The sequence below is a fragment of the Kitasatospora sp. NPDC098652 genome, assembly GCF_044760155.1.
In the GTDB taxonomy this organism is placed as follows: domain Bacteria; phylum Actinomycetota; class Actinomycetes; order Streptomycetales; family Streptomycetaceae; genus Kitasatospora.
In genome coordinates, this window is the sequence record NZ_JBIWAQ010000008.1 from 254,639 (window position 1) to 276,704 (window position 22,066).

The 22,066-nt window shown below is 73.6% G+C and carries 20 protein-coding genes; 13 read left to right on the forward strand and 7 right to left on the reverse strand.

What is annotated here, in order from left to right:
* Positions 1–122: 122 nt before the first annotated feature.
* The 5 genes from ACIQWA_RS19960 to ACIQWA_RS19980 all read left to right on the forward strand — a co-directional run bounded on the left by ACIQWA_RS19960 (position 123) and on the right by ACIQWA_RS19980 (position 5,335).
* Entirely contained in the window at positions 123–1,385 is a 1,263-nt protein-coding gene (locus ACIQWA_RS19960; RefSeq protein ID WP_360237043.1) for a MurT ligase domain-containing protein, read from the forward strand.
* A 46-nt stretch (positions 1,386–1,431) separates the two neighbouring features.
* Positions 1,432–2,160 carry a glutamine amidotransferase gene (locus ACIQWA_RS19965; RefSeq protein WP_360237046.1) on the forward strand — a complete coding sequence of 243 codons (729 nt, stop codon included), beginning with the start codon at positions 1,432–1,434 and terminating at the stop codon, positions 2,158–2,160.
* Between the two features lie 413 nt (positions 2,161–2,573).
* Positions 2,574–3,599, forward strand: a complete 1,026-nt coding sequence (locus tag ACIQWA_RS19970) for a 6-phosphofructokinase (protein ID WP_360237049.1) — start codon at positions 2,574–2,576, stop codon at positions 3,597–3,599.
* 171 nt (positions 3,600–3,770) lie between these two features.
* A complete protein-coding gene (locus ACIQWA_RS19975; RefSeq protein ID WP_402484166.1) occupies positions 3,771–4,766 on the forward strand; it encodes a 2-hydroxyacid dehydrogenase in 996 nt (331 codons plus the stop codon).
* 65 nt (positions 4,767–4,831) lie between these two features.
* Positions 4,832–5,335, forward strand: a complete 504-nt coding sequence (locus ACIQWA_RS19980; protein WP_402484167.1) for a DinB family protein — start codon at positions 4,832–4,834, stop codon at positions 5,333–5,335.
* A gap of 37 nt (positions 5,336–5,372) precedes the next feature.
* On the opposite strand, the gene ACIQWA_RS19985 is transcribed toward ACIQWA_RS19980, so the two are convergent.
* Together ACIQWA_RS19985 and ACIQWA_RS19990 are read right to left on the reverse strand one after the other, a co-directional pair.
* Positions 5,373–6,275 carry a UTP--glucose-1-phosphate uridylyltransferase gene (locus ACIQWA_RS19985; RefSeq protein ID WP_360237213.1) on the reverse strand — a complete coding sequence of 301 codons (903 nt, stop codon included), beginning with the start codon at positions 6,273–6,275 and terminating at the stop codon, positions 5,373–5,375.
* A gap of 134 nt (positions 6,276–6,409) precedes the next feature.
* Positions 6,410–7,921 (reverse strand): MFS transporter, encoded by a 1,512-nt coding sequence (locus ACIQWA_RS19990; RefSeq protein ID WP_402484168.1) that lies wholly within the window; start codon positions 7,919–7,921, stop codon positions 6,410–6,412.
* 220 nt (positions 7,922–8,141) lie between these two features.
* On the opposite strand from ACIQWA_RS19990, the gene ACIQWA_RS19995 reads away from it, so the two are divergent.
* Together ACIQWA_RS19995 and ACIQWA_RS20000 are read left to right on the forward strand one after the other, a co-directional pair.
* The gene (locus ACIQWA_RS19995) at positions 8,142–8,513 is read left to right on the forward strand and encodes a YciI family protein (protein WP_360237061.1); all 372 of its coding nucleotides are present in this window, start codon (positions 8,142–8,144) and stop codon (positions 8,511–8,513) included.
* Positions 8,510–9,724 carry an RNA polymerase sigma factor gene (locus tag ACIQWA_RS20000; protein ID WP_402484170.1) on the forward strand — a complete coding sequence of 405 codons (1,215 nt, stop codon included), beginning with the start codon at positions 8,510–8,512 and terminating at the stop codon, positions 9,722–9,724. The genes ACIQWA_RS19995 and ACIQWA_RS20000 overlap by 4 nt, the downstream gene beginning before the upstream one ends.
* A 16-nt stretch (positions 9,725–9,740) precedes the next feature.
* On the opposite strand, the gene ACIQWA_RS20005 is transcribed toward ACIQWA_RS20000, so the two are convergent.
* Complete coding sequence (locus ACIQWA_RS20005; RefSeq protein ID WP_402484172.1) at positions 9,741–10,694, reverse strand: NAD-dependent epimerase/dehydratase family protein; 954 nt, start codon at positions 10,692–10,694, stop codon at positions 9,741–9,743.
* A gap of 224 nt (positions 10,695–10,918) precedes the next feature.
* Between ACIQWA_RS20005 and ACIQWA_RS20010 the strand changes: the two genes are divergently transcribed.
* The gene (locus ACIQWA_RS20010) at positions 10,919–11,947 is read left to right on the forward strand and encodes a cytochrome c oxidase assembly protein (RefSeq protein ID WP_402484173.1); all 1,029 of its coding nucleotides are present in this window, start codon (positions 10,919–10,921) and stop codon (positions 11,945–11,947) included.
* Positions 11,948–12,068: 121 nt separating this feature from the next.
* Entirely contained in the window at positions 12,069–12,707 is a 639-nt protein-coding gene (locus ACIQWA_RS20015; RefSeq protein ID WP_402484175.1) for a YdcF family protein, read from the forward strand.
* Positions 12,708–12,776: 69 nt separating this feature from the next.
* Here the strand turns inward: ACIQWA_RS20015 and ACIQWA_RS20020 are convergent, their stop codons facing one another.
* On the reverse strand, positions 12,777–14,996 hold the full coding sequence (locus ACIQWA_RS20020; RefSeq protein WP_402484177.1) for an NADP-dependent isocitrate dehydrogenase: 2,220 nt from the start codon (positions 14,994–14,996) through the stop codon (positions 12,777–12,779).
* A 413-nt stretch (positions 14,997–15,409) separates the two neighbouring features.
* Here ACIQWA_RS20020 and ACIQWA_RS20025 point away from each other — a divergent pair, with 413 nt between their 5' ends.
* Both ACIQWA_RS20025 and ACIQWA_RS20030 read left to right on the forward strand, forming a co-directional pair.
* Positions 15,410–15,760: an SAV_915 family protein gene (locus ACIQWA_RS20025; RefSeq protein ID WP_402484178.1), complete on the forward strand. Its 351-nt coding sequence runs from the start codon at positions 15,410–15,412 to the stop codon at positions 15,758–15,760.
* Positions 15,757–16,086 (forward strand): hypothetical protein, encoded by a 330-nt coding sequence (locus tag ACIQWA_RS20030; RefSeq protein WP_402484180.1) that lies wholly within the window; start codon positions 15,757–15,759, stop codon positions 16,084–16,086. Before ACIQWA_RS20025 ends, ACIQWA_RS20030 begins: the two co-directional genes overlap by 4 nt.
* 24 nt (positions 16,087–16,110) lie before the next feature.
* Here the strand turns inward: ACIQWA_RS20030 and ACIQWA_RS20035 are convergent, their stop codons facing one another.
* Both ACIQWA_RS20035 and ACIQWA_RS20040 read right to left on the reverse strand, forming a co-directional pair.
* Positions 16,111–16,362 (reverse strand): hypothetical protein, encoded by a 252-nt coding sequence (locus ACIQWA_RS20035; RefSeq protein ID WP_360237083.1) that lies wholly within the window; start codon positions 16,360–16,362, stop codon positions 16,111–16,113.
* 78 nt (positions 16,363–16,440) lie between these two features.
* Complete coding sequence (locus ACIQWA_RS20040) at positions 16,441–16,800, reverse strand: EamA family transporter (protein ID WP_402484295.1); 360 nt, start codon at positions 16,798–16,800, stop codon at positions 16,441–16,443.
* Positions 16,801–17,287: 487 nt separating this feature from the next.
* Here ACIQWA_RS20040 and ACIQWA_RS20045 point away from each other — a divergent pair, with 487 nt between their 5' ends.
* The gene (locus tag ACIQWA_RS20045; protein ID WP_402484297.1) at positions 17,288–18,847 is read left to right on the forward strand and encodes an APC family permease; all 1,560 of its coding nucleotides are present in this window, start codon (positions 17,288–17,290) and stop codon (positions 18,845–18,847) included.
* 118 nt (positions 18,848–18,965) lie between these two features.
* Here ACIQWA_RS20045 and ACIQWA_RS20050 read toward each other — a convergent pair whose 3' ends face one another.
* Positions 18,966–20,591, reverse strand: a complete 1,626-nt coding sequence (locus ACIQWA_RS20050) for an FAD-dependent oxidoreductase (RefSeq protein WP_402484181.1) — start codon at positions 20,589–20,591, stop codon at positions 18,966–18,968.
* A 302-nt stretch (positions 20,592–20,893) separates the two neighbouring features.
* On the opposite strand from ACIQWA_RS20050, the gene ACIQWA_RS20055 reads away from it, so the two are divergent.
* A complete protein-coding gene (locus ACIQWA_RS20055) occupies positions 20,894–22,060 on the forward strand; it encodes a SchA/CurD-like domain-containing protein (RefSeq protein ID WP_402484182.1) in 1,167 nt (388 codons plus the stop codon).
* The last annotated feature ends 6 nt before the right edge of the window (positions 22,061–22,066 follow it).

The following is a 22,066-nucleotide window of genomic DNA, read 5'->3' on the forward strand; positions in this document are numbered from 1 at the left end:
GCGGCGTGGGGTCCGGATCGTCCGGCCGGGCTACGGAGTCGGTAGGCTGGCCCCGTCCCCGCCGCCCGACGGCCCGTTATCCGGCCGACAGGCGGTGCCGCAGCAAGGAGGAACCACTGAGCATGGCAGGCACCGAATCGGAGCCCACAGGCGCACGCGACGCCTCGCTGCCGGCCCGCGCCAAGATCGCGGTCACGGCCGGTAAGGTCGCCGCCGCCGTGTCCCGCAAGGCCGGTCGCGGGAGCGGCTCGGTGATCGGCGGCAAGGTCGCCCTCAGGCTCGACCCCGACCTGCTCGCCACCCTCGCCGACCACCTCGACGTCGTCCTGGTCAGCGCCACCAACGGCAAGACCACCACCACCCGCCTGATCGCCGAGGCGCTGCGCGCCGCCGGCCCGGTGGTCTCCAACGCCCTGGGCGCCAACATGCCGGCCGGCATCACCTCCGCCCTGGCCGGTGGCACGGAGGCCCGCTTCGGCGTGATCGAGGTCGACGAGAAGTACCTGGCGACGGTCGCCCGCGACACCCACCCCAAGGCGATCGCCCTGCTCAACCTCTCCCGCGACCAGCTCGACCGCGCCGCCGAGACCCGCATGATGGCGGAGAAGTGGCGCGAGGGCCTCCAGGACACCGAGGCCGTGGTCATCGCCAACGCCGACGACCCGCTGGTGACCTGGGCCGCCTCCTCCTGCAAGAAGGTGGTCTGGGTGGCCGCCGGACAGGCCTGGAAGGAGGACGCCTGGTCCTGCCCCGCGTGCGGCGGTGTGATGCAGCGCCCCGGCGACGACTGGTTCTGCCAGGACTGCGGCTTCCGGCGCCCCAACCCGCACTGGGCGCTCCAGGGCACCCATGTGATCGACCCGCAGCGCGGCGCCTGGCCGATCCAGCTGCAGCTGCCCGGCCGGGCCAACCTGGCCAACGCCACCAGCTCGGCCGCCGTCGCCGCCGTGTTCGGCGTCTCCCCGCAGGTCGCCCTGGAGCGGATGCGCTCGGTGTCCGCCGTGGCCGGCCGCTACGACGTGGTGCAGTACCAGGGCCGGGACATCCGGCTGCTGCTCGCCAAGAACCCGGCCGGCTGGCTGGAGACCTTCTCGCTGATCGACGGCCCGCCGGCCCCGGTGATCCTCTCGGTCAACGCCCTCGACGCCGACGGCACCGACACCTCCTGGCTGTGGGACGTCGACTACGAGCGCCTCGCCGGGCACCCGATCTTCGTGATGGGCCAGCGCAAGCTGGACCTGGCCGTCCGCCTGGAGGTCGCCGGGCTGCAGTTCCACGTCGTGGACACCCTGGAGCAGGCCGTCCGGATGGCCCCGCCCGGCCGGATCGAGGCCATCGCCAACTACACCGCCTTCCAGCAGCTGCGGAAGGTCGTGGCCGGCTGATGCCGCGCCCGCACACCAGTCTTTTCGTGACGGAAGGCCTTCGAGGATGAGTGAGAGCAGCCTGCGCGTGGTCTGGGTCTACCCGGACCTGCTCAGCACCTACGGCGACCGCGGCAACGCCTTGGTCGTGGAGCGCCGGGCCCGCCAGCGCCATCTCAACGTGACCCGGATCGACGTCCGCTCCGACCAGGCGATCCCCACCAGCGGGGACATCTACCTGATCGGCGGCGGCGAGGACCGCCCGCAGCGGCTGGCCGCCGAGCGGCTGCGCGCCGACAGCGGCCTGGTGCGGGCCGCCGAGAACGGCGCGATCATCTTCGGCGTCTGCGCCGGCTTCCAGATCATGGGCCACGAGTTCGTCAACGACCTCGGCGAGCGCGAGCCCGGCCTCGGCCTGCTGGACGTCTGGACCACCCGGGGCGAGGGCGCCCGCTGCGTCGGCGACGTGCTCGCCGACGTGGACCCGCGGCTCGGCCTGCCGCAGCTGACCGGCTTCGAGAACCACCAGGGCGTCACCCATCTCGGCCAGGGCGTCCAGCCGTTCGCGACCGTCACCGTCGGCCGCGGCAACGGCACCGGCGACGGCACCGAGGGCGCCTGGCGGGACACCGTCTTCGGCACCTACCTGCACGGCCCGGTGCTGGCCCGCAACCCCGCCGTCGCCGACATGCTGATCAGGCTGGCCCTGGACGTCAACGCCCTGCCGCCGGCCGACACCACCTGGTACGACGCGCTGCGCGCCGAGCGCATCGCCGCCACGGCGCGCCCCGCGTAGTACCCCGTAGTGCCCACGTAGTACCCCCGTAGTACCCACCCTCACGACGCACCCCGCGTCGTGCGACCGAACGCCCCGCCCGGGTGCCCGCGATGCGGTCACCCGGCCCGCGGGCGGCCCCGGACGTACGACAATGGGGCTGCCGGCTGCACACCCTCCTCGGCAGCAGGCTGCAATTCCGCGCGGGGGCGCCGACGGCGCCGCTCCCGCGTCGGCTCCTGCCCGGCCGGACCAGGGGCCGTATGCTCGACTTCACGGCCGTTTTCGGATGCTCTGTCCGGATCCGGCCGGTGCTTCACCCCGAGGCAACCTCCCCGTCACCCCGGTGGGGAAGGCCTCGTCGCGGTGACGGCTCGTCGTCCCAGCCTGTAGTCCGGCCGTTTCCTCGGTTCTGCTCGGGAGTTGCAAAGCTAATGCGTATCGGAGTGCTGACCAGCGGCGGTGACTGCCCCGGCCTGAACGCGGTGATCCGTTCCGTGGTCCACCGGGGGGTGGTCGACCACGGCGACGAGATCATCGGGTTCGAGGACGGTTGGCGCGGTTTCCTGGAAGGGCACCACCGCCCCCTGACCCTCGACTCGGTGAGCGGCATCCTGGCCCAGGGCGGCACCATCCTCGGGTCCTCCCGGGTGCAGCCGAGCCACCTGCGGGACGGCGTCGAGCGGGCCAAGAAGTACTGCTCCGACCTCGGCCTGGACGCCGTGATCCCGATCGGCGGCGAGGGCACCCTCAAGGCCGCCAAGCTGATGAGCGACGCGGGCCTGCCGATCGTCGGCGTGCCCAAGACCATCGACAACGACATCGCCGCCACCGACGTGACCTTCGGCTTCGACACCGCCGTCTCGGTCGCCACCGAGGCCCTCGACCGGTTGAAGACCACCGCCGAGTCCCACCAGCGGGTGATGGTCGTCGAGGTCATGGGCCGGCACACCGGCTGGATCGCGCTGAACGCGGGCATGGCGGCCGGCGCGCACGCCATCGTCGTCCCGGAACGCCCGTTCCACATCGAGAAGCTCACCGCCGTGGTCCGCGAGCGCTTCGACCGGCAGAAGAAGTTCGCCATCGTGGTCTGCGCCGAGGGCGCCAAGCCCGAGCCCGGCACCATGCACTGGGAGGAGGGCACCAAGGACATCTACGGCCACGAGCGCTTCACCGGCATCGCCACCCAGCTCTCCCGCGAACTGGAGCACCGCCTCGGCAAGGAGGCCCGCCCGGTCATCCTCGGCCACACCCAGCGCGGCGGAACCCCCACCGCCTACGACCGGGTGCTCGCCACCCGCTTCGGCTGGCACGCCGTCGAGGCCGTCCACAAGGGCGCCTTCGGGCACATCACCGCGCTCCAGGGCACCAACATCAACCTGGTGCCGCTGGCCGAGGCCGTCGCCGAGCTCAAGACCGTCCCGCAGGAGCGCTACCAGGAGGCCGAGACGGTCCTCTGACCGCCGCCGCCCCTCCCCCGGCTCGACAACCGGACCCCCGGCCCCCGGACCGCACCCCGCGGCTCCGGGGGCCGTCGTGCGGCTGGCGTGCGCCCGTCGTGCGGTTGACGGGCACATCCGCGGCCGCCCCGTTAGCGTGGGCCGCAGGAGCCCTCCCCGGAAGGACGTCGCATGGAGATCCTGGCGTACGGAGTGCAGGCCGACGAACGGCCGCTGCTGGAACGGGCCTTCGCCGGCCGGCACGAACTGCGCTGCCTGGACGTGTTCCTCAACCGCGACACCGCCCCGCTCGCCGCCGGCCACCCCGCCGTCAGCAGCAGCGTCAACGCCGTCCTCGACGCCGAGACCCTGGCCGTCCTCGCCGCCGGCGGCACCCGGCTGATCGCCCAGCGCTCCACCGGCTTCAACAACATCGACCTCGACGCCGCCGCCGACCTCGGCCTCACCGTCGCCCGGGTCTCCCACTACAGCCCGTACGCCGTCGCCGAACACGCCTGGGCCCTGGCGATGGCCGTCAACCGGCGGATCGTCCGCGCCGCCGGCCGGACCCGGGAGTTCGACTTCCGCCTCGACGGGCTGCTCGGCCGGGACGTCCACGGCATGACCGTCGGCGTGATCGGCACCGGCAAGATCGGCGAGTGCTTCGCCCGGATCGCGGCCGGCTTCGGCACCGAACTCCTCGGCTGGGACATCGCCGAGAACCCGGCCTGCCGCGAACTCGCCATGCACTACACCGAGTTGCCCGAACTCCTCACCCGCGCCGACCTGATCAGCCTGCACGTCCCGCTGGTCCCGGCCACCCACCACCTGATCGACACCGCCGCCCTCGCCCGGATGAAGGACGACGCCATCCTCGTCAACTCCAGCCGCGGCGGCCTCGTCGACAGCGCCGCCCTGGTCGAGACCCTGCGCGCCGGCCGCCTCTCCGGCGTCGGCCTGGACGTCTACGAGGAGGAGACCGGCGTCTTCTTCACCGACCGCTCCATCCAGGGCATCACCGACGACGTCCTCGCCCGCCTCGTCACCTTCCCCCAGGTCCTGGTCACCAGCCACCAGGCCTACTTCACCCGGACCGCCGTCGGCCAGATCATCGACGCAACCGCCCGCAACATCGACGACTTCGCCGCCGGCCGCACCAACGAGAACACCCTCGTCCCGCGCGGCTGACCCGGCGGACGAGGTCGTTCGCCGGGCCGGGACGGTCGGCCCGGCGATCTGCTAGCGTCCCGCACATGATCAAGACCGTGCCGTTCACCGGCGGCGAGAAGGAAAGCCTGCACACGGCCCTGGACCGGCACCGGGACGTGGTGGTGTGGAAGGTCCAGGGCCTGGACGACGAGCAGTTGCGGCGGCCGATGACGCCCTCGGGGACGAGTCTGCTGGGCCTGGTCAAGCACCTGGCCGGCGCCGAACTCGGCTGGTTCCGGGAGACCTTCGGCCGGGAGACCGGGCCGCTGCCGTTCGACCTCGACGCGGACGAGAGCTCCGACATGCGGATCGAGCCGCACGAGTCGACGGCGGAGGTGCTGGCCTTCTACGCCCGCGCCCGGGCCGCCGCCGACGAGGTGATCGCGGAACTCGACCTGGAGTCCACCGGCACCTCCTGGTCGGGCCGGACGGTCTCGCTGCGCTGGGTGCTCATCCACATGGCCACCGAGACCGCCCGGCACGCCGGGCACCTGGACATCCTGCGCGAACTCACCGACGGCGCCACCGGGGACCACGACCGGAGCTGACCCGGGGGGCCTCGGCCGACGGCTACTCGGCCGACGGCTACTCGGTCGGGGCCAACTCCGCCGCCAACTGCCGCAGTTCGGGCCCGTACTCCGGGTTGGCGAGGGCCGCCGCGAACTGCGCCCGCAGGTAGGCGGCGGGGTTGCCGGTGTCGTACCAGGTGCCGGCGATGACCTGCCCGTAGACGGCCCGGCGGGCCGCGTAGGCGTTGATGGCGTCGGTCAGGTAGACCTCGTCCTCGGGCTTCTCGTGCCAGCGGCGGGTGAGTTCGCGCAGCTCGTCGACGATGCCGGGGGTGATGACGTACCCGCCGATGGCGGCGTACCCGGAGGGGGCGTCGACCGGCTTGGGCTTCTCGACCAGGCCGGTGATCCGCAGCGACCCGCCGCCGAGGTCCTCCTTCACCACCGGGACGCCGTAACGGTAGGAGTCTTCGGGCGCCATCGGCATCAGCGCGAGCACCGGCGCGTTGGTCTGCTCGAAGGCCCGGATCAGCTGCTGCGCGCGGGGCACCTCGGCGACGAACACGTCGTCCGGCCACAGCACCAGACAGGGCTCGTCGCCGAAGTGCCGGGCGGCGTTGAGCACCGGGGTGCCGTTGCCGTACGGGCCGTGCTGGTAGAGGTAGCTGATGTGCCCCTTGCGGGACAGCTCCCCGACCTCCTCGACCGCGTCCGCGAACGCCGCCTTGCCGTCCCGGCGCAGCTGCTCGACCAGCACCGGGTTGGGGCGGAAGTGCTCCTGGATCAGGCCCTTGTCGCCGTTGACGACGATGGTGATGTCGGTGATGCCGCTCTCGATCAGCTCGCGCACGGTGTGCTCGATCACCGGCTTGTCGCCGACCGGCAGCATCTCCTTCGGGGTGGCCTTGGTCAGCGGCAGCAGGCGGGAGCCCAGCCCGGCGGCGGGGATGACGGCACGGCGGATGGTCCTGGGGGCCATGTGATGCTCTCTCATGTCGATGGTGCTGAGCCGCAGTTGAGCGGCGCCGCGACCGACGCTACCAAGGATCACTCCATGATCATCACCGCCCGTCGGGGGCGGCGGACGCCACCGCCGCCCCCCGCACCGGCCGTTCACCCGGACCGGGTAAAGGCCGCCTCTCCGGTCGTTTCCGCGACCGTCTCCCCGGCCGCTCCCCCGGTCCGCCGCACCGCCAGGGTCAGCAGCGCGAGCCCGGCGAACAGCGCGGCGGCGATCAGCCCGTTGACCTGCAGCCCGGCCGTGAACGCCGAACGCGCGCCGCGCAGCAGCTCGGCGCCCTGCTCGGCGGGCAGGTGCCGGGCCGCCTCGACCGCGGCGGCCGGCGAGTCGGAGCCGCCGCCGGTACGGTCGCGGTAGACCGCCGCGGCGACGGTGCCGAGCACCGCGAAGCCGAGCGAGCCGCCGAAGTAGTTGCCGGTCTCCGACATCGCCGCCGCCGAGCCCGCCCGCTCCGGCGGCACCGCGTCGAGGACCAGCCCGGTTCCCAGGGCGAACAGCGGCCCGGTGCCCAGCGCCAGCAGCGCGATGCCGGTCATCACCAGCGGCAGCGAGCCCGCGTCCCCGTCCACGGCGACCAGCAGCAGGGCGCCCAGCGCCGAGAGCGCCAGCCCGCCGGCGATCGCGCTGTTCGGCCGCACCCGGCCGACCAGCCGCGGCGCGGCCAGGGTGCCGGCCGCCACCGCCAGGCCCATCGGCGCGAACAGCACGGCCGAGGCGAACGGCGAGTGGCCCAGCACGCTCTGCAGGTACTGGGTGACCAGCAGCCCGGTGCCGGCCATCGCCGTCCCGGCCAGGACCAGCGAGACCAGCACCGCCGCGAACGGCCGGTTGCGCAGCAGCCGCAGGTCCAACAACGGCTGCTCCATGCCCAGTTGACGCCGGACGAAGAGGTAGCCGAGGCCGGTGCCGAGCAGCAGGGCGGCCACCGGGATACCGGTCGCGCCCCCGGCCGGCAGCTGCTTGACCCCGTACAGCACCAGCAGCACCGCGGCCAGCGACAACCCGACCCCGGCCAGGTCCGGCCGCCCGGCCGCCCCGCCGCGGAACTCGGGCAGCAGCCACGGCCCGGCCGCCAGCAGCAGCGCCATCGCCGGGACGGCGGCCAGGAACACCGACCCCCACCAGAAGTGCTGGAGCAGCAGCCCGGCCAGCACCGGCCCCAGCGCGCCGCCGGCGAACTGGCAGGTCGCCCAGACGGCGACGGCCCGCCCGCGTTCGCGCTCGTCCCGGAACATGTTGGTGATCAGCGCCAGCGTGGACGGCGCCAGCGTCGCCCCGGCCACGCCCAGCAGGGCCCGGACCACGATCAGCATCAGCGGGTCGACCGCGAGGGCGGCGACCACCGACAGCACCGCGAAGGCCGCCGCGCCGGTCAGCAGCAGGCGTCGACGGCCGATCCGGTCGCCCAGCGTGCCCATGGTGATCACCAGCCCGGCCACCATCAGCCCGTAGCCGTCGCTGATCCACAGCTGTTCGACGGCGGAGGCGCCCAGGTCCGCGCTCAGCCTCGGCAGGGCGAGCAGCAGCGCCGTCACGTCCATCGCGACCACCAGGGTCGGCAGCATCAGCAGGGCCAGCCCCAGCCGGGCCCGGTTCGCTCTCATCGCGTGCTCCTCATCGTCTCTCGGATCGGGTTCCGCACACCGGTCGGTCGGAGCGGCCGGGGACTTCTCGACATCGGAGCACCGAGGGCCTGAGGAGACCCGAGGGCCGGGACGGAACCCGTGGGAGATTTCTCCGACGGGGATGTCAAGACGGCGGCCCCGGCTCCGACCACACGGTCGAGGGGCCCGCACGGGGCCCGCCCACCACGAGGAGTACGCGATGAAGTTCCTGATCAGCCTGCACATCAACCCGGCCGTGCTGGACGCGCTGACCGACGAGGAGAAGGCGGCGATCGGCGCCGGGCACGGCGCGTTCATCGAGGAGTTGAAGGCCTCCGGCGAACTGATCGTCACCCAGGCGCTGGTGGACCCGTCGCAGGCGGCCGTGGTCACCGTCCGGGACGGCCAGCCGGTGGTGACCGACGGCCCGTTCCTGGAGGCCAAGGAGTTCCTGGGCGGCTTCTACCTGCTCGACTGCGAGGACAAGGAGCGGGCCATCGAGCTGGCCGCGCGGATCCCGGACGCCGCGATCGAGGGGCTGGGCGTCGAGGTGCGCCAGGTGATGTTCTCCGACGGACACTTGGAGGCATGACAGCACCGGACTTCGAGGACCTGCTGCGGGAGCTCACGCCGCAGGTCCTCGGCACCTTGGTACGACGGTACGAGCGCTTCGAGGGCTGCGAGGACGCCGTTCAGGAGGCCGTCCTCGCCGCCGCCGTGCAGTGGCCCGAGGAGGGCGTACCGGACAACCCGCGCGGCTGGCTGGTGACGGTCGCCTCCCGGCGGCTGGTCGACCGGATCCGCAGCGACCGCGCCCGCCGCGAGCGCGAGTACGCGACCACGGCCACCGAGGTGCTGCCCGAGGACGTGCCGGACACCGACGACAGCCTGGTCCTGCTGTTCCTGTGCTGCCACCCGGCGCTGACCGCCGCCTCCCAGACCGCGCTCACCCTGCGCGCCGTCGGCGGCCTGACCACCGCCGAGATCGCGCGCGCCTTCCTGGTGCCGGAAGCCACCATGGCGGCCCGGATCAGCCGGGCCAAGCAGAGGATCCGGGCCGCCGGCAGCTCCTTCGCCCTCCCCGAGGGCACCGAGCGCGAGGAACGGCTGCGGGTCGTCCTGCACGTGCTCTACCTGATCTTCAACGAGGGGTACACCGCCTCCTCGGGCAGCGAACTGCACCGCACCGACCTCGCCCAGGAGGCCGTCCGGCTGGCCCGGATCGTGCACGCCCAGCTGCCGGGGGACTCCGAGGTGACCGGGCTGCTCGCCCTGATGCTGCTCACCCACGCCCGCCGGGCCGCCCGCACCACCGCCACCGGCGACCTGGTCCCGCTGGCCGAACAGGACCGCACCGCCTGGGACCGCCCGCTGCTCGACGAGGGCACCGACCTCGCCAAGGCCGCCCTGGCCGGCCCGGCCCTGGGCCCGTACCAGCTCCAGGCCGCCATCGCCGCCACCCACGCCGACGCCGCCACCGCGGACCGGACCGACTGGGCCCAGGTGCACGCGCTCTACCTGATCCTGGAGCGGATCGCCCCCAACCCGATGGTCACCCTCAACCGCGCCGTCGCCCTCGCCGAGCTGAACGGCCCACGGGCCGGCCTCGACCTGCTCGCCACCCTGGACGCCGACCGGCGCCTGGCCGACCACCACCGGCTGCTCTCCGTCCGGGCCCACCTGCTGGAACGCGCCGGCGACCGGACGGCCGCCTACGACCACTACCGCCGCGCGGCCAGGGCCACCGCGAGCCTCGCCGAGCAGCGCTTCCTGGAGGCCCGGGCCCGCCGGCTGCAGCCCTGACGGGCCCTACGCGGCCCTACAGCCCCAGCGCCGTCCGGTACCAGGGCGCCGCCCCGGCGAGGCGGGCCAGCGGGCCCGGGCCGGGCGGGCAGGCGGCGAGGCGCCAGATCGCGTCGCTGCGGTACCAGTGGTCCCGGGCGACCATGGCGAACTGCCGTTCGGAGACCAGGCCGGGCGCGGCGGCGAGCCGTCGGCGGCACTCCGCCCAGGGCAGCGCCGGGCCGTCCTGGGCGGGCAGCAGGCCGAGCCCGGCGAGGGCGTCGAGCAGGTCGCCGCTGCGGACCGGCTCCGGGTGGGCCGCGTGGTGGACGCCCGTCACCCGGTCCGGGGCGTCCAGGGCGAGCCCGGTGATCAGCCGGGCCAAGTCGGTCCGGTCCACCAGGGAGAGCCGGGCCGTGCCGCCCGCCCAGCGGCCCGGGACCCTGCGGGCCAGCTCGGCCAGGGCGGGCACCACCCAGCGGTCGCCCGTCCCGGTGACCAGGGCCGGGCGCAGCACCGCGGCACCGGCGGCCAGGGCGTGCCCCTCGCCGAGCAGCCGGGTGCGGCTGGCCGCCGACAGCGGCGCGGCCGGCGCCCCGCCGACCCCGAGGTCCGTGTGCGGGCCCTCGCCGTACACCGCCGTGGTCGACAGGTGGACGATCCGCCCGACCCCGGCCCGGGTGGCCGCCGCCATCACGGCCGCCGTGCCCCGGTCGTTCACGGCCGCGCACTCCTCCTCGCCGCCGGCGACCCGGGAGGCGAGGTGGAGCAGCACCCCCGCGCCCGCGCACAGCCCGTCCAGTGCGGAGCGGTCGGCGAGGCCGCCGGGCACCCAGGCGGTGTGCCCGTCCGCGACGGGCTCGCCGCGCACCAGGGCCCGTACCGGCACGCCGCGGGCCGCGAGGGCCTCCCGCACGGCCGAGCCGATGAATCCGGTGGCCCCGGTGAGCGCGACCACGGGCCGCGCCCCGGGCCGCTGTGCCGCCGCCATGCCTGGCTCCTCCCTGCCGACCGGCCGGTCAGTCTAGCGACGCTCCACCCCTCACCGGCCGCCCCGCCCACCACCGCCCCGCGCACCCGTACGGAGGGGGCGGCGGCACGCCCGGGGTAAGGCCCACCTAGGCTGTATGCCAAGCAAAACGGGCGAACCGGACCCCCAGCGGGGACCACAATGACGGAAAGCGGGACCCGCCGATGGGCGACGGAATGTCAGGAATGCACCACCACGGCGGGATGACCCCGCTGGGCCCGTTCACCCTCTCCAACGTCTGGACCTGGTCCCCCGACTGGGTGTTCCTGCTCGGCGGCCTGGTCGCGCTGGCGCTGTACCTGACCGGCGTGGTCCGGCTGTACCGGCGCGGCGACCGCTGGCCGATCGCCCGGGTCGTCGGCTGGGTCGCGGGCGTCGCCAGCATGCTGCTGGTCACCTGCAGCGGGCTGAACGACTACGGCATGGTGCTGTTCAGCGCGCACATGATCCAGCACATGGTGCTGTCCATGCTGACGCCGATCCTGCTGCTGCTCGGCGCCCCGATCACGCTCTCGCTGCGCGCGCTGCGCCCGGCGGGCAAGGGCCGGCCGCGCGGTCCGCGCGAGCTGCTGGTGGCACTGCTGCACAGCCGGTACGTCCGGGTGATCTCGCACCCGGCGTTCACCATCCCGATGTTCATCGCCAGCCTGTACGGGGTCTACTTCACCCCCGCGTTCGACTTCCTGATGCAGTACCGCCTCGGGCACATCTTCATGATGGTGCACTTCCTCATGACCGGTCTGACCTTCTTCTGGCCGATCATGGGCGTCGACCCGGGCCCGCACCGCCCCGGCCACGTGATGCGGATCATCGAGCTGTTCATGGGGATGCCGTTCCACGCCTTCTTCGGCGTGGCGGTGATGATGGCCGGCCACCCGCTGGTGACCACCTTCACCGTCCAGGGCGCACCACCCGGGACGGACCTGCTGGAGGACCAGAAGCTGGCCGGCGGCATCACCTGGGCGTTCGGCGAGATCCCGACCGCGCTCGTGCTGATCGCGCTGGTCTACCAGTGGATGGGCTCCGAGCAGCGGCAGGCCCGCCGCCGGGACCGCTCCGAGGAGCGCACCGGCGACGCCGAGCTGGAGGCGTACAACGCCTACCTGGCCTCGCTGCACAGGAAGGGCCAGCGCCCGGCCGCCGCCCCGGCCGCCGCCCCGGCCGCCGCGCCCACCGCCACCCCGGCCCCCACCCCGGCGGCCGACGCCGGCTGAGCCCCCGGCCCGCCCGCCCGGAGCCCCCGGAGCCCACGCCCTCCCCGGAGCCCACGCCCCCGGAGGACGTGGGCTCCGTCATGTCGTGGAACGGCCGTTCCACCGGGCGCGTTCGAGGGGTATGCCCGCCCTGTTGCTCCCCGCCGTCCTGCTCGGCGGGTACGTCCTGCTCTGGCTGCTCGGCTTCCTCGGCTGCGCGCTGTTCCAGCGCCGCCGCCCGGTGCCCGCCGGGGCCGACTACCTGGTGGTCCTGGGGGCCGCGCTGGACGGCTGCGAGCCCGCGCCGACCCTGGCGGCCCGGCTGGACGCCGCGCTGGAACGATTCGCCGCCGAGGAGGCCGCCGGGCACGCGCCGCTGCTGCTGGTGACGGGCGGCAAGGGCCCGCACGAGGAGTGCACCGAGGCCGGTGCGATGGCCCGGTACCTGCTCGCCCGGGGCGTCCCGGCCGAGCGGATCCGGCGCGAGGAGCGGGCCGTGAACACCGCCGAGAACCTGCGGTTCAGCGCCGCCCTGATGGCCGCCGAGCGCCCCGGCTACCGCTGCGCCGTCATCACCAGCGGCTTCCACACCGTCCGCTCCGCCCTGGCGGCCCGCCGGGCCGGCGCCCCCGCCCGGGTGCTCGGCGCGGACGGCCCGCTCGCCCATGGCCCGTACCAGCTGCTGCGCGAGGCGGTCGGCACCGCGCTCGCCCTGCCGCGGGCCAACGGCGCCGCCCTCCTGCTGCTGACCGGGGCGGGAGTGGTGCTCGGCCTGGCCTGAGACGCGAGGAGGCCCCCGGGCCCGCCACAGCGGTCCCGGGGGCCTCCCGGTGCGTCAACCCGGCCGGTGTCAGCCGAGGTTGGCGATCGCCTCGTTGAAGGTCTTCGACGGGCGCATCACGGCCGCGGCCTTGGCCGGGTCCGGCTGGTAGTAGCCACCGAGGTCGACGGCCGAGCCCTGGACGGCGATCAGCTCGTCCACGATGGCCTTCTCCTGCTCGGTGAGCGCCTTGGCCAGCGCGTCGAAGGCCTGGGCCAGCTCGGCGTCGGCGGTCTGCTTGGCCAGCTCCTGGGCCCAGTACATGGCCAGGTAGAAGTGGCTGCCGCGGTTGTCGATGCCACCGAGGCGGCGGCTCGGCGACTTGTCCTCGTTGAGGAAGGTGCCGGTGGCGCGGTCCAGGGTGTCGGCCAGCACCTTCGCGCGGGCGTTGCCGGTGCTGGTGGCCAGGTGCTCGAAGCTGGCGGCCAGCGCGAAGAACTCGCCCAGGCTGTCCCAGCGCAGGTAGTTCTCCTTGACCAGCTGCTGGACGTGCTTCGGGGCGGAGCCGCCGGCGCCGGTCTCGAACAGGCCGCCGCCCGCCATCAGCGGGACGACCGACAGCATCTTGGCGCTGGTGCCCAGCTCCAGGATCGGGAACAGGTCGGTCAGGTAGTCGCGCAGCACGTTGCCGGTGACCGAGATGGTGTTCTCGCCGCGGCGGATGCGCTCCAGCGAGAACTTGGTGGCCTCGACCGGGGACATGATCTCGATCTGCAGGCCGGTGGTGTCGTGCTGCGGCAGGTACGCCTTGACCTTCTCGATCAGCACGGCGTCGTGGGCGCGCTCGGCGTCCAGCCAGAACACGGCCGGGTCGCCGGTGGCGCGGGCGCGGGTGACGGCCAGCTTGACCCAGTCCTGGATCGGCAGGTCCTTGGTCTGGCAGGCGCGGAAGATGTCGCCGGGCTGGACGGCCTGCTCCAGCACCACGTTGCCCTCGGCGTCGACCAGGCGGACGGTGCCGGCGGCCGCGACCTCGAAGGTCTTGTCGTGGGAGCCGTACTCCTCGGCCTTCTGGGCCATCAGGCCGACGTTCGGGACCGAGCCGATGGTGGCCGGGTCCAGGGCGCCGTGGGCGCGGCAGTCGTCGATGACGGCCTGGTACACGCCGGAGTAGCTGCTGTCCGGCAGCACCGCGAGGGTGTCGGCCTCCTGGCCGTCCGGGCCCCACATGTGGCCGGAGGTGCGGATCATGGCCGGCATCGAGGCGTCGACGATGACGTCGCTCGGCACGTGCAGGTTGGTGATGCCCTTGTCGGAGTCGACCATGGCCAGGGCCGGGCCCTCGGCCAGCTCGGCCTCGAAGGAGGCCTTGATCTCAGCGCCGTTCTCCAGCGCGTCCAGGCCGGCCAGGATGCCGCCGAGGCCGTTGTTCGGGTTCAGGCCCGCGGCGGCCAGCGCGTCGCCGAAGCGGGCGAATGTCTGCGGGAAGAAGGCGCGGACGACGTGGCCGAAGATGATCGGGTCGGAGACCTTCATCATGGTGGCCTTGAGGTGCACCGAGAACAGCACGCCCTCGGCCTTGGCGCGGGCGACCTGGGCGGCCAGGAAGTCGTTCAGGGCGGCGGCGCGCATCACCGAGGCGTCGACGACCTCGCCGGCCAGCACCGGGACCTTCTCGCGCAGCACCGTGGTGGTGCCGTCCTGGCCGACCAGCTCGATGCGCAGGGCGCCGTCGGCGGCGATCACGGTGGACTTCTCGGTGGAGCGGAAGTCGTTCTCGCCCATGGTGGCGACGTTGGTCCTGGACTCGGCGGTCCAGGCGCCCATCCGGTGCGGGTGGGTCTTGGCGTAGTTCTTGACCGACAGCGGGGCCCGGCGGTCCGAGTTGCCCTCGCGCAGGACCGGGTTGACGGCGCTGCCCTTGATCTTGTCGTAGCGGGCGCGGACGTCCTCGTCCTCGGCCGTGCGCGGCTCGTCCGGGTAGTCCGGCAGGGCGTAGCCCTGGGCCTGGAGCTCGGCGATGGCGGCCTTGAGCTGCGGCACGGAGGCCGAGATGTTCGGCAGCTTGATGATGTTGGCGCTCGGGGTCTTGGCGAGCTCGCCGAGCTCGGCCAGGGCGTCGCCGATCCGCTGGGCCTCGGTCAGACGCTCCGGGAAGCTGGCGATGATCCGCCCGGCCAGGGAGATGTCACGGGTCTCCACCCGGACGCCCGCCGTCGAGGCGTACGCCTGGACCACCGGCAGGAACGAGTAGGTCGCCAGGGCCGGAGCCTCGTCGGTGTGCGTATAGATGATGGTCGAGTCAGTCATCGAAACTCCGCTTCACGTCTCCAACGTCTTGACGTCAAGATATCTCGTCCCGGGCCCCGCTCTCCACCTCCCCCCGCCCCGGAGCGCGCGCCGGTCGGATCGGGGAGCCCGCGCGGGGCGCGACCGGGGGCCCGATCCACCGTGGTCCGGTGCGCGGCGCACGGCAAGCGGAGCGCTCCGGAGCCGTACGGGACGGGCGGGGTTGGGGCGGTCGTACGACACCGTTCGGGCCGAATTCGGGCCGATGCGGAACTGGTGTAGTCCAATCGGGTGAGCCGGGTGTCAGGAGTGCGTCAACGCACCACCCCATTCGGTCAACGCTGCGTCAGGACCGGCGCCGTCCGGCCGGACCCGGCCTAGCGTCGGGACGAGCAGTTCCGGCAGTCACCACCACCCCACTCGGGAGCATCCGCATGGCCTGCGTCGTCTGGCACGTTCCGGTCACCACCACCGGCACCGGAAGCACCGCCGCCCTCCGCCTCTTCCGCATGCGCAACGGCGTCCGCTGCGCCGTCGGCTTCTCCAGCCCCGAGGCCCTCGCCGCCCTCCTGGGGCCGGACCAGGCCTACACCGAACTCGGCGAGGCCGCGCTGCGCAACCTCACCAGGCCGCTCGGCGTCGACACCCTGGTGCTCGACCCGGGACTGGTCGCGCCGCCGGTCACCACCCCCGCCACCGTCGGGTCCGCCACCCCCGCCCCCCTCGGGGCCGCCACCGCCACGGCTCCGGCCTCGACCCCGACCGCCCGCCTCCAGCACCGGTGACGGCCCCGCTCCAACTCGTCCCGGACGGCTTCGACCCTGCTCCGGGCCGCCCGGAGCAGGCCCGGGCACTGCACGCCATCGCCCGGATCAGCCACGGGCCGGTGCCGCTGGACTTCGACCGGCTGGCGGCGGAGTTCCCGGCGGTCCAGAGCGGCCTCGCCCTCGCCGGGGACGCCGACCTGGAGCTGCGGCTCGCCTGCACGGGCCCGGAGGAGCTGCGGGCGGTGGCCGCCGCGCTGCACCGGTCGGGCGCCGCCAAGGTCCGGATCGACCTGGTGCTGCGGTCGCTCACCCCGGCACCGGTGGCGCTCCGGCCGGTGCCCTGAGAGGTGCGGCAGCGGCGGACCGGCTCACTCGAACCCGGGGCGCGGGTTGGGGTTGACCGCCTGGCCGTCGATCTCCGCCCCCCAGGCGTCCACCCCGCCGGCGTCCACGCAGTAGCCGCTGCCCTCGACGTGCCCGCCCGCGGCCCGGCAGGTGGCGGCGGTGACGTCGCGCCGGGCGGCCCCCGCCGCCGAGGCGGTGGGGGCCGCGGCCCCGGCGGCGAGCAGGACGGCGGTGGCGGTCGTGACGGCCACCCGGGCCGCGCGTGAGGTCATCATGCGGCCCACGACAGCACGGCGGCGCGCCCCCGGCGACCACAGCTCGCCCGCCCGGGTGCACGCCGCCGCGCCGACGCCCTACGTCCGGGCCAGGGCCGCGATCGCGGCCAGCAGCAGCGCCGAACCGGCCACCAGGCCCGCGGTGACCGGCTCGCCGAGGAAGAGCACGCCGATCACCGCCGCCGTGGCCGGCTCCAGCAGCACCAGCACCGAGGCGGTGGTGCCCGGTACGGCCGTCAGCCCGGAGAAGTACCACCGGTAGGCGAGCAGCGTGGGCACCGTCCCGAGGAACAGCAGGGCTCCCCCGGTCAGCGCCGGCCGCCCGGTGCTGGGCAGCACGCCCTGGAGCGCCGCGAACGGCAGCAGGCAGAGCAGGCCGGTGGCGAAGGCGCCCCGCCCGGCCCGGGCCGAACCACCGGCCCGGGCCCACAGGGTCAGCCCGCTCTGGCCCGAGGCCGGTCAGCACGGCGGCGCCGCGCCCGCCGCCGGAGGCCCGCCCGGCCCCCGAGGGCAGCAGGGCCAGGCAGAGCGCCGCGACGCGCCTCCGGCGGCATGGCTATGCGGTTCAGGTCATTCCCATGAATGAGTGGGGCGGTCCATATTGCCGGACCGGAGGGCGTAGCTCAATTCACGCTCAAATACTGAACCTACTCGCGAGTCACGTAACACGCTCATGAACAGACAGCCCCCTACCTGCACGGATATCTGGCAAAGAAAGTAAACATTCAGCAATGGAATCTGTGCAGAGGTCTATGAATAGCCCTACTGTGTGGCAACTCTCCGCGCTCCGCCCACCCCGGAGCCCCCACACACAGAGAGATCATCCATGGCTTCCCTCAACCAGATCTCGCCGCCCGGCCAGAGCTCCGGCACCACCGGGACCGCACACCGGTCGCTCAAGCGCCACGTCGGACTCGTCGGCCTCATGTGGGCCTCGGTCGGCTCGATCATCGGCTCCGGCTGGCTCTTCGGCGCGAAGAGCGCCGTCACCGCCGCCGGACCGGCGGCCGTCATCTCCTGGGGCATCGGCGCCGTCGGGATCGTGCTGCTCGCACTCGTGCACGCCGAGCTCGGCGGGCTCTTCCCGGTCTCGGGCGGCACCGCGCGCTACCCGCACTACGCCTTCGGCGGCCTGGCCGGCATGTCCTTCGGCTGGTTCTCCTGGCTCCAGGCGGCCACCGTGGCACCGATCGAGGTGGAGGCCATGATCGGGTACGCCAAGGACGTGCCCTGGGCCAGCGGACTGCAGAACGCCAACGGCACCCTGACCACCAGCGGATTCATTGTCGCGACCCTGCTGATGGCGGTATTCGTCGCGGTCAACTTCCTCGGTGTGAAGGTCCTCGCCCGGACCAACAGCATCGCCACCTGGTTGAAGATCTTCGTTCCTCTGCTCACGATCTTCATGCTGGCGATCACCAGCTTCCACGCCTCCAACTTCACCTCGCACGGATTCGCCCCCTTCGGTGCCAAGGGCGTGCTCGCCGCGATCAGCACCAGCGGCATCATCTTCGCCCTGCTCGGCTTCGAGCAGGCCATCCAGATCGCCGGCGAGAGCCGCAACCCCAAGCGCGACATCCCCCGCGCCGTGCTGGGCTCGGTCGCCATCGGCACCCTGATCTACACCCTGCTGCAGGTCGTCTTCATCGGCGCCCTGCCGGTCACCGCCTTCGCCAACGGCTGGGCGAAGCTGGACTTCCCCGGCATCGACGGCCCGTTCGCCGGCCTGGCCACCCTGGTCGGCCTCGGCTGGCTCTACTACGTGCTCAAGGTCGACGCGGTGATCTCCCCCGCCGGCACCGGCCTGATCTACACCACCTCCACCTCGCGCATCTCCTACGGCCTGAGCCGCAACGGCTACGCACCGCAGAAGTTCGAGCAGCTGGACCGCAACGGCGTGCCCTGGTTCGGCCTGATCCTGTCCTTCGTGACCGGCGTGATCTGCTTCCTGCCCTTCCCGAGCTGGCAGCAGCTGGTCGGCTTCATCACCTCCGCCAGCGTGCTGATGTACGCCGGCGCACCGCTGGCCTTCGGCGCCCTGCGCCGCCGGCTGCCCGACCGTGAGCGTTCCTACCGGCTGCCGCTCGGCGGCGTGGTCTCCCCGGCCGCCTTCGTGGTCGCCAGCCTGATCATCTACTGGGCCGGCTGGCAGACCCTGTCCCGCCTGGGCATCGCCATCGTGCTCGGCTACGCCCTGCTCGGCGGCTACGCGGCGTACGCGATCAAGAACCGCCTGCCGAACGCACCGCGGCTCAACTGGAAGGCCGCCCAGTGGCTGCCGGTCTACCTGCTGGGCCTCGGCCTGATCTCCTGGCAGGGCGGCTTCGGCAACGGCACCGGCCGGATCCCGATGTGGTACGACATCGGGCTGGTCACGGCGTTCTCGCTGGTCATCTACTACTGGGCGATCCGGGTGGCGCTGCCCGCCGAGGAGATCGAACGGGAGGTGGCCGACGTCGAGGTGGTCGACGCGGGCGGTCACTGACCGCCTGAGCACCCCCTGACCCTCGAGACTCCTGACGCATGACACCCGGGACCTGACACCCGGGACGTGACAGGACGGGCCCGCCGGTCGTGACGACCGGCGGGCCCGTCCGCGTGCGTCAGAGGTCCAGCACCGCCCGCAGCACGGCCTCCACCTCGGCCTCCGGGTCCGCCACCGGCCCCGGCGAGCGCCAGGCGACGAAGCCGTCCGGGCGCACCAGCAGCGCACCGCCCGGGCCCACCCCGTGCAGGGCGGCGAAGTCGCCGCCGGGCTCCGGCGCCAGGTCGTCCTCGGCGCCGTCGCCGATCCGGTACGCGTCCAGCGGGACGGCCAGCCGGTCCGCCGCCCGCCGGGCGCCCTGCTGCCAGGCCGCGCCCTCGGGGCCGGTGAGCAGCACCATCGCCTGCTCGTACAGGTCCAGCGTGGACAGCCGCACGCCCGCGCACAGCAGCCACTGGTGCGGGGCCCGGCTGCCCGGCTCGCCCGCCGACTCGAACTGCTCCGGGACGACCGGGCCCTGCGGGTCGGTGCCGACCACCGCGCCCCGCGGGTAGCGGTAGCCGAGCGCCACCGCCAGCACCCCGGCCTGCCGCCCGACGCCCGGGACGACCGCGTAGCCGGGGTGGCTGTGCTCGGCGGAGCGGGCCGAGGCGCGCTCGCCGGTGACCTGGGCGACCGGGCGGCGCTCCTGCCCGTACGTCTCCAGCAGGCCGGGCCCGGCCCAGCCGCAGAGCACCGCGGCCAGCTTCCAGGCCAGGTTGTGGGCGTCCTGGATGCCGGTGTTGGAGCCGAACGCGCCGGTCGGGGACATCTCGTGGGCGGAGTCCCCGGCGAGCAGGACCCGGCCCACGCCGTACCGCTCGGCGACCCGTTCGGCGGCGTGCCAGGGCGCCTTGCCGGTGACCTCGACGTCCAGTTCGGGCAGGCCGACGGCGGTGCGGATGTGCCGCTCGCAGCGCTCGTCGGTGAAGGCCTCCAGGGGCTCGCCGTGCTCGGGGTGCCAGGGCGCGTGGAAGACCCACTCGGACTGGTTGTCCACCGGCAGCAGCGCGCCGTCCGCCTCCGGGTCGGTCAGGTAGCACGCGATGAAGTGCCGGTCGCCGACCACGTCGGCCAGCCGCTTGGACCGGAAGGTGATGCTGACGTTGTGGAACAGCTCGCCCTTGCCGGTCTGGCCGATGCCCAGGCCGGTCCGGACCGGGCTGCGTGGGCCGTCCGCGGCGACCAGGTACTCCGAGCGCACCACCCGCTCCTCGCCGGTCTCCCGGCTGCGCAGCACCGAGGTGACGCCGTCGGCGTCCTGCTCGAAGGACATCAGCTCGGTGCTGAACCGCAGGTCCGCGCCGAGGTCGCGGGCCGAGCGCAGCAGCACCGGCTCCAGGTCGTTCTGGCTGCACAGGCACCAGGAGCTGGGGCTGAACCGGGCCAGCCGCCCGCCCGGGTCGATCTCCCGGAACAGCCACTCCTGCTCCTCGCCGGTCAGCGAAGGCGCCTGCAGGATGCCGTGGTTCGGGGCCAGCACCGAGGCCGCCTCACGGATCGCCGGCTCGATCCCGGCCACCCGGTACAGCTCCATCGTGCGGACGTTGTTGCCGCGCCCGCGCGGATGGTGCGAGGTGTCGGCGTGCTTCTCGACCAGCAGGTGCCGGACACCCAGCCGACCGAGGAACAGCGAGGCCGACAGCCCGACCAGGGAGCCGCCCACGATCAGGACCGGCACCCGTTCGTCCACCTTCGGATTCATCAATTGCTCCACCCTGTAAGGGGATTCCGCGGCCCGGCGACTGGACTCGGCGCCGCCCTGGGCGGGCCCGCTCAGCCGGGCCCCGCTCTTCCATCCCCCGCCCGAGGGGGTCTGTGCCGCCCCTTCGCCCGGATGGCCCGCAAATCTCGCGCCGCGCCCGGTCGCCCGCTCACGATCGACCTCAGGCCTGGCGCCGAGCGCCCGGGCCGCCCGCCACCGCACCGCCCTCCCCCCAGCCGGGAGCACCCGCCGGACGCGGCCGCCACGGCCCGCCGCGTGCGGCCAAGAGCAGAAAGTGGATCATGACGACTCTGTCCGAACCGCAGCCGAAGCAGCACGAGGAATCCGACACCCGGCTGAGGGTGGTGCTGATGCTGGAGATCCAGGACGGCGCCCAGCAGCGTTTCCTCGACGTCTACGAGCAACTGCGCCACCAGGTGGCCTCGGTACCCGGCCATGTCAGCGACCAGCTGTGCCAGTCCATCAACGACCCCCGCCAGTGGCTGATCACCAGCGAGTGGCAGGACCAGGAGACCTTCCTGCAGTGGGTCGACAGCCCCGCCCACCGCGAGATGGTCAAGCCGATGCACGGCTGCGTCAGCGACAACTTCCGCTCGCTGCGCTACGCGGTGCTGCGCGAGACCTCGGCGGCCGGGTCCACCGGCACCAGGGCCCCGATGGAGGTGCCGCCCGGCCTGCCGCCCAGCGAGCCCGCCGGGCACGTCGGCCCGCCCCGGGCCGACCCCGGCCCGGACGGCGTGGTGCGCCACGCGCTGACCTTCACCGTCAAGCCCGGCAGCGAGGCCGAGGTGGCCCGCATCCTGTCCGGCTACGCCTCGCCCCGGGCCGAGGTGGACGAGCACACCCGGCTGCGCCGCACCTCGCTGTTCATGCACGGCAACCGGGTGGTGCGCGCGGTCGAGGTGGTCGGCAACCTCGGCGACGCGCTGCGCCACGTGGCGATGCAGCCCGAGGTGCGGGCGGTCGAGGAGGAGCTCAACCCGCACCTGGAGGAGGCCCGGCAACTGGGCGACCCGCAGTCGGCCCGCGCCTTCTTCGCCAAGGCCGCGCTGCCCGCCCGGCACCAGGCGATCGCCAGCGCCCCGTCCTCCGGGCGGCTGCACCGGCACGCCGTGCTCTACCCGGTGCGTCCGGGCCGGGGGCCGGCCGTCGCCGAGCTGCTCTTCGACCACGACAACCTCGCCACCGCCGACCCGACCGGTCCGGTCGCCGCGGCCACCGTCTTCCAGCGCGAGGACACCGTGGTGCGCCTGGTGGACCTGCGGGTACCGGCCGAGGCCGAGCCCGCCGCCGCGCTCGGCGTGGCCGGCGACCAGGAGGCCGCCGAGCTGGCCGCCCTGCTGGACCTCGGCCCCGCCGGGGACCTGCGCACCGCCGCGGGCCTGGGCGCGTTCCTCGCCGCCCGCGCCATGAGCCCGGTCACCGACCGCAGCTCGCAGAACGACTGACACCCG

Excerpts from the sequence above, each read along its gene's own strand:
- ACIQWA_RS19960 (WP_360237043.1), top strand. The coding sequence starts at position 123 with ATGGCAGGCACCGAATCGGAGCCCACAGGCGCACGCGACGCCTCGCTG.
- ACIQWA_RS19965 (WP_360237046.1), top strand. The coding sequence starts at position 1,432 with ATGAGTGAGAGCAGCCTGCGCGTGGTCTGGGTCTACCCGGACCTGCTC.
- ACIQWA_RS19970 (WP_360237049.1), top strand. The coding sequence starts at position 2,574 with ATGCGTATCGGAGTGCTGACCAGCGGCGGTGACTGCCCCGGCCTGAAC.
- ACIQWA_RS19975 (WP_402484166.1), top strand. The coding sequence starts at position 3,771 with ATGGAGATCCTGGCGTACGGAGTGCAGGCCGACGAACGGCCGCTGCTG.
- ACIQWA_RS19980 (WP_402484167.1), top strand. The coding sequence starts at position 4,832 with ATGATCAAGACCGTGCCGTTCACCGGCGGCGAGAAGGAAAGCCTGCAC.
- ACIQWA_RS19985 (WP_360237213.1), bottom strand. The coding sequence starts at position 6,275 with ATGGCCCCCAGGACCATCCGCCGTGCCGTCATCCCCGCCGCCGGGCTG.
- ACIQWA_RS19990 (WP_402484168.1), bottom strand. The coding sequence starts at position 7,921 with ATGAGAGCGAACCGGGCCCGGCTGGGGCTGGCCCTGCTGATGCTGCCG.
- ACIQWA_RS19995 (WP_360237061.1), top strand. The coding sequence starts at position 8,142 with ATGAAGTTCCTGATCAGCCTGCACATCAACCCGGCCGTGCTGGACGCG.
- ACIQWA_RS20000 (WP_402484170.1), top strand. The coding sequence starts at position 8,510 with ATGACAGCACCGGACTTCGAGGACCTGCTGCGGGAGCTCACGCCGCAG.
- ACIQWA_RS20005 (WP_402484172.1), bottom strand. The coding sequence starts at position 10,694 with ATGGCGGCGGCACAGCGGCCCGGGGCGCGGCCCGTGGTCGCGCTCACC.
- ACIQWA_RS20010 (WP_402484173.1), top strand. The coding sequence starts at position 10,919 with ATGCACCACCACGGCGGGATGACCCCGCTGGGCCCGTTCACCCTCTCC.
- ACIQWA_RS20015 (WP_402484175.1), top strand. The coding sequence starts at position 12,069 with ATGCCCGCCCTGTTGCTCCCCGCCGTCCTGCTCGGCGGGTACGTCCTG.
- ACIQWA_RS20020 (WP_402484177.1), bottom strand. The coding sequence starts at position 14,996 with ATGACTGACTCGACCATCATCTATACGCACACCGACGAGGCTCCGGCC.
- ACIQWA_RS20025 (WP_402484178.1), top strand. The coding sequence starts at position 15,410 with ATGGCCTGCGTCGTCTGGCACGTTCCGGTCACCACCACCGGCACCGGA.
- ACIQWA_RS20035 (WP_360237083.1), bottom strand. The coding sequence starts at position 16,362 with ATGATGACCTCACGCGCGGCCCGGGTGGCCGTCACGACCGCCACCGCC.
- ACIQWA_RS20045 (WP_402484297.1), top strand. The coding sequence starts at position 17,288 with ATGTGGGCCTCGGTCGGCTCGATCATCGGCTCCGGCTGGCTCTTCGGC.
- ACIQWA_RS20050 (WP_402484181.1), bottom strand. The coding sequence starts at position 20,591 with ATGAATCCGAAGGTGGACGAACGGGTGCCGGTCCTGATCGTGGGCGGC.
- ACIQWA_RS20055 (WP_402484182.1), top strand. The coding sequence starts at position 20,894 with ATGACGACTCTGTCCGAACCGCAGCCGAAGCAGCACGAGGAATCCGAC.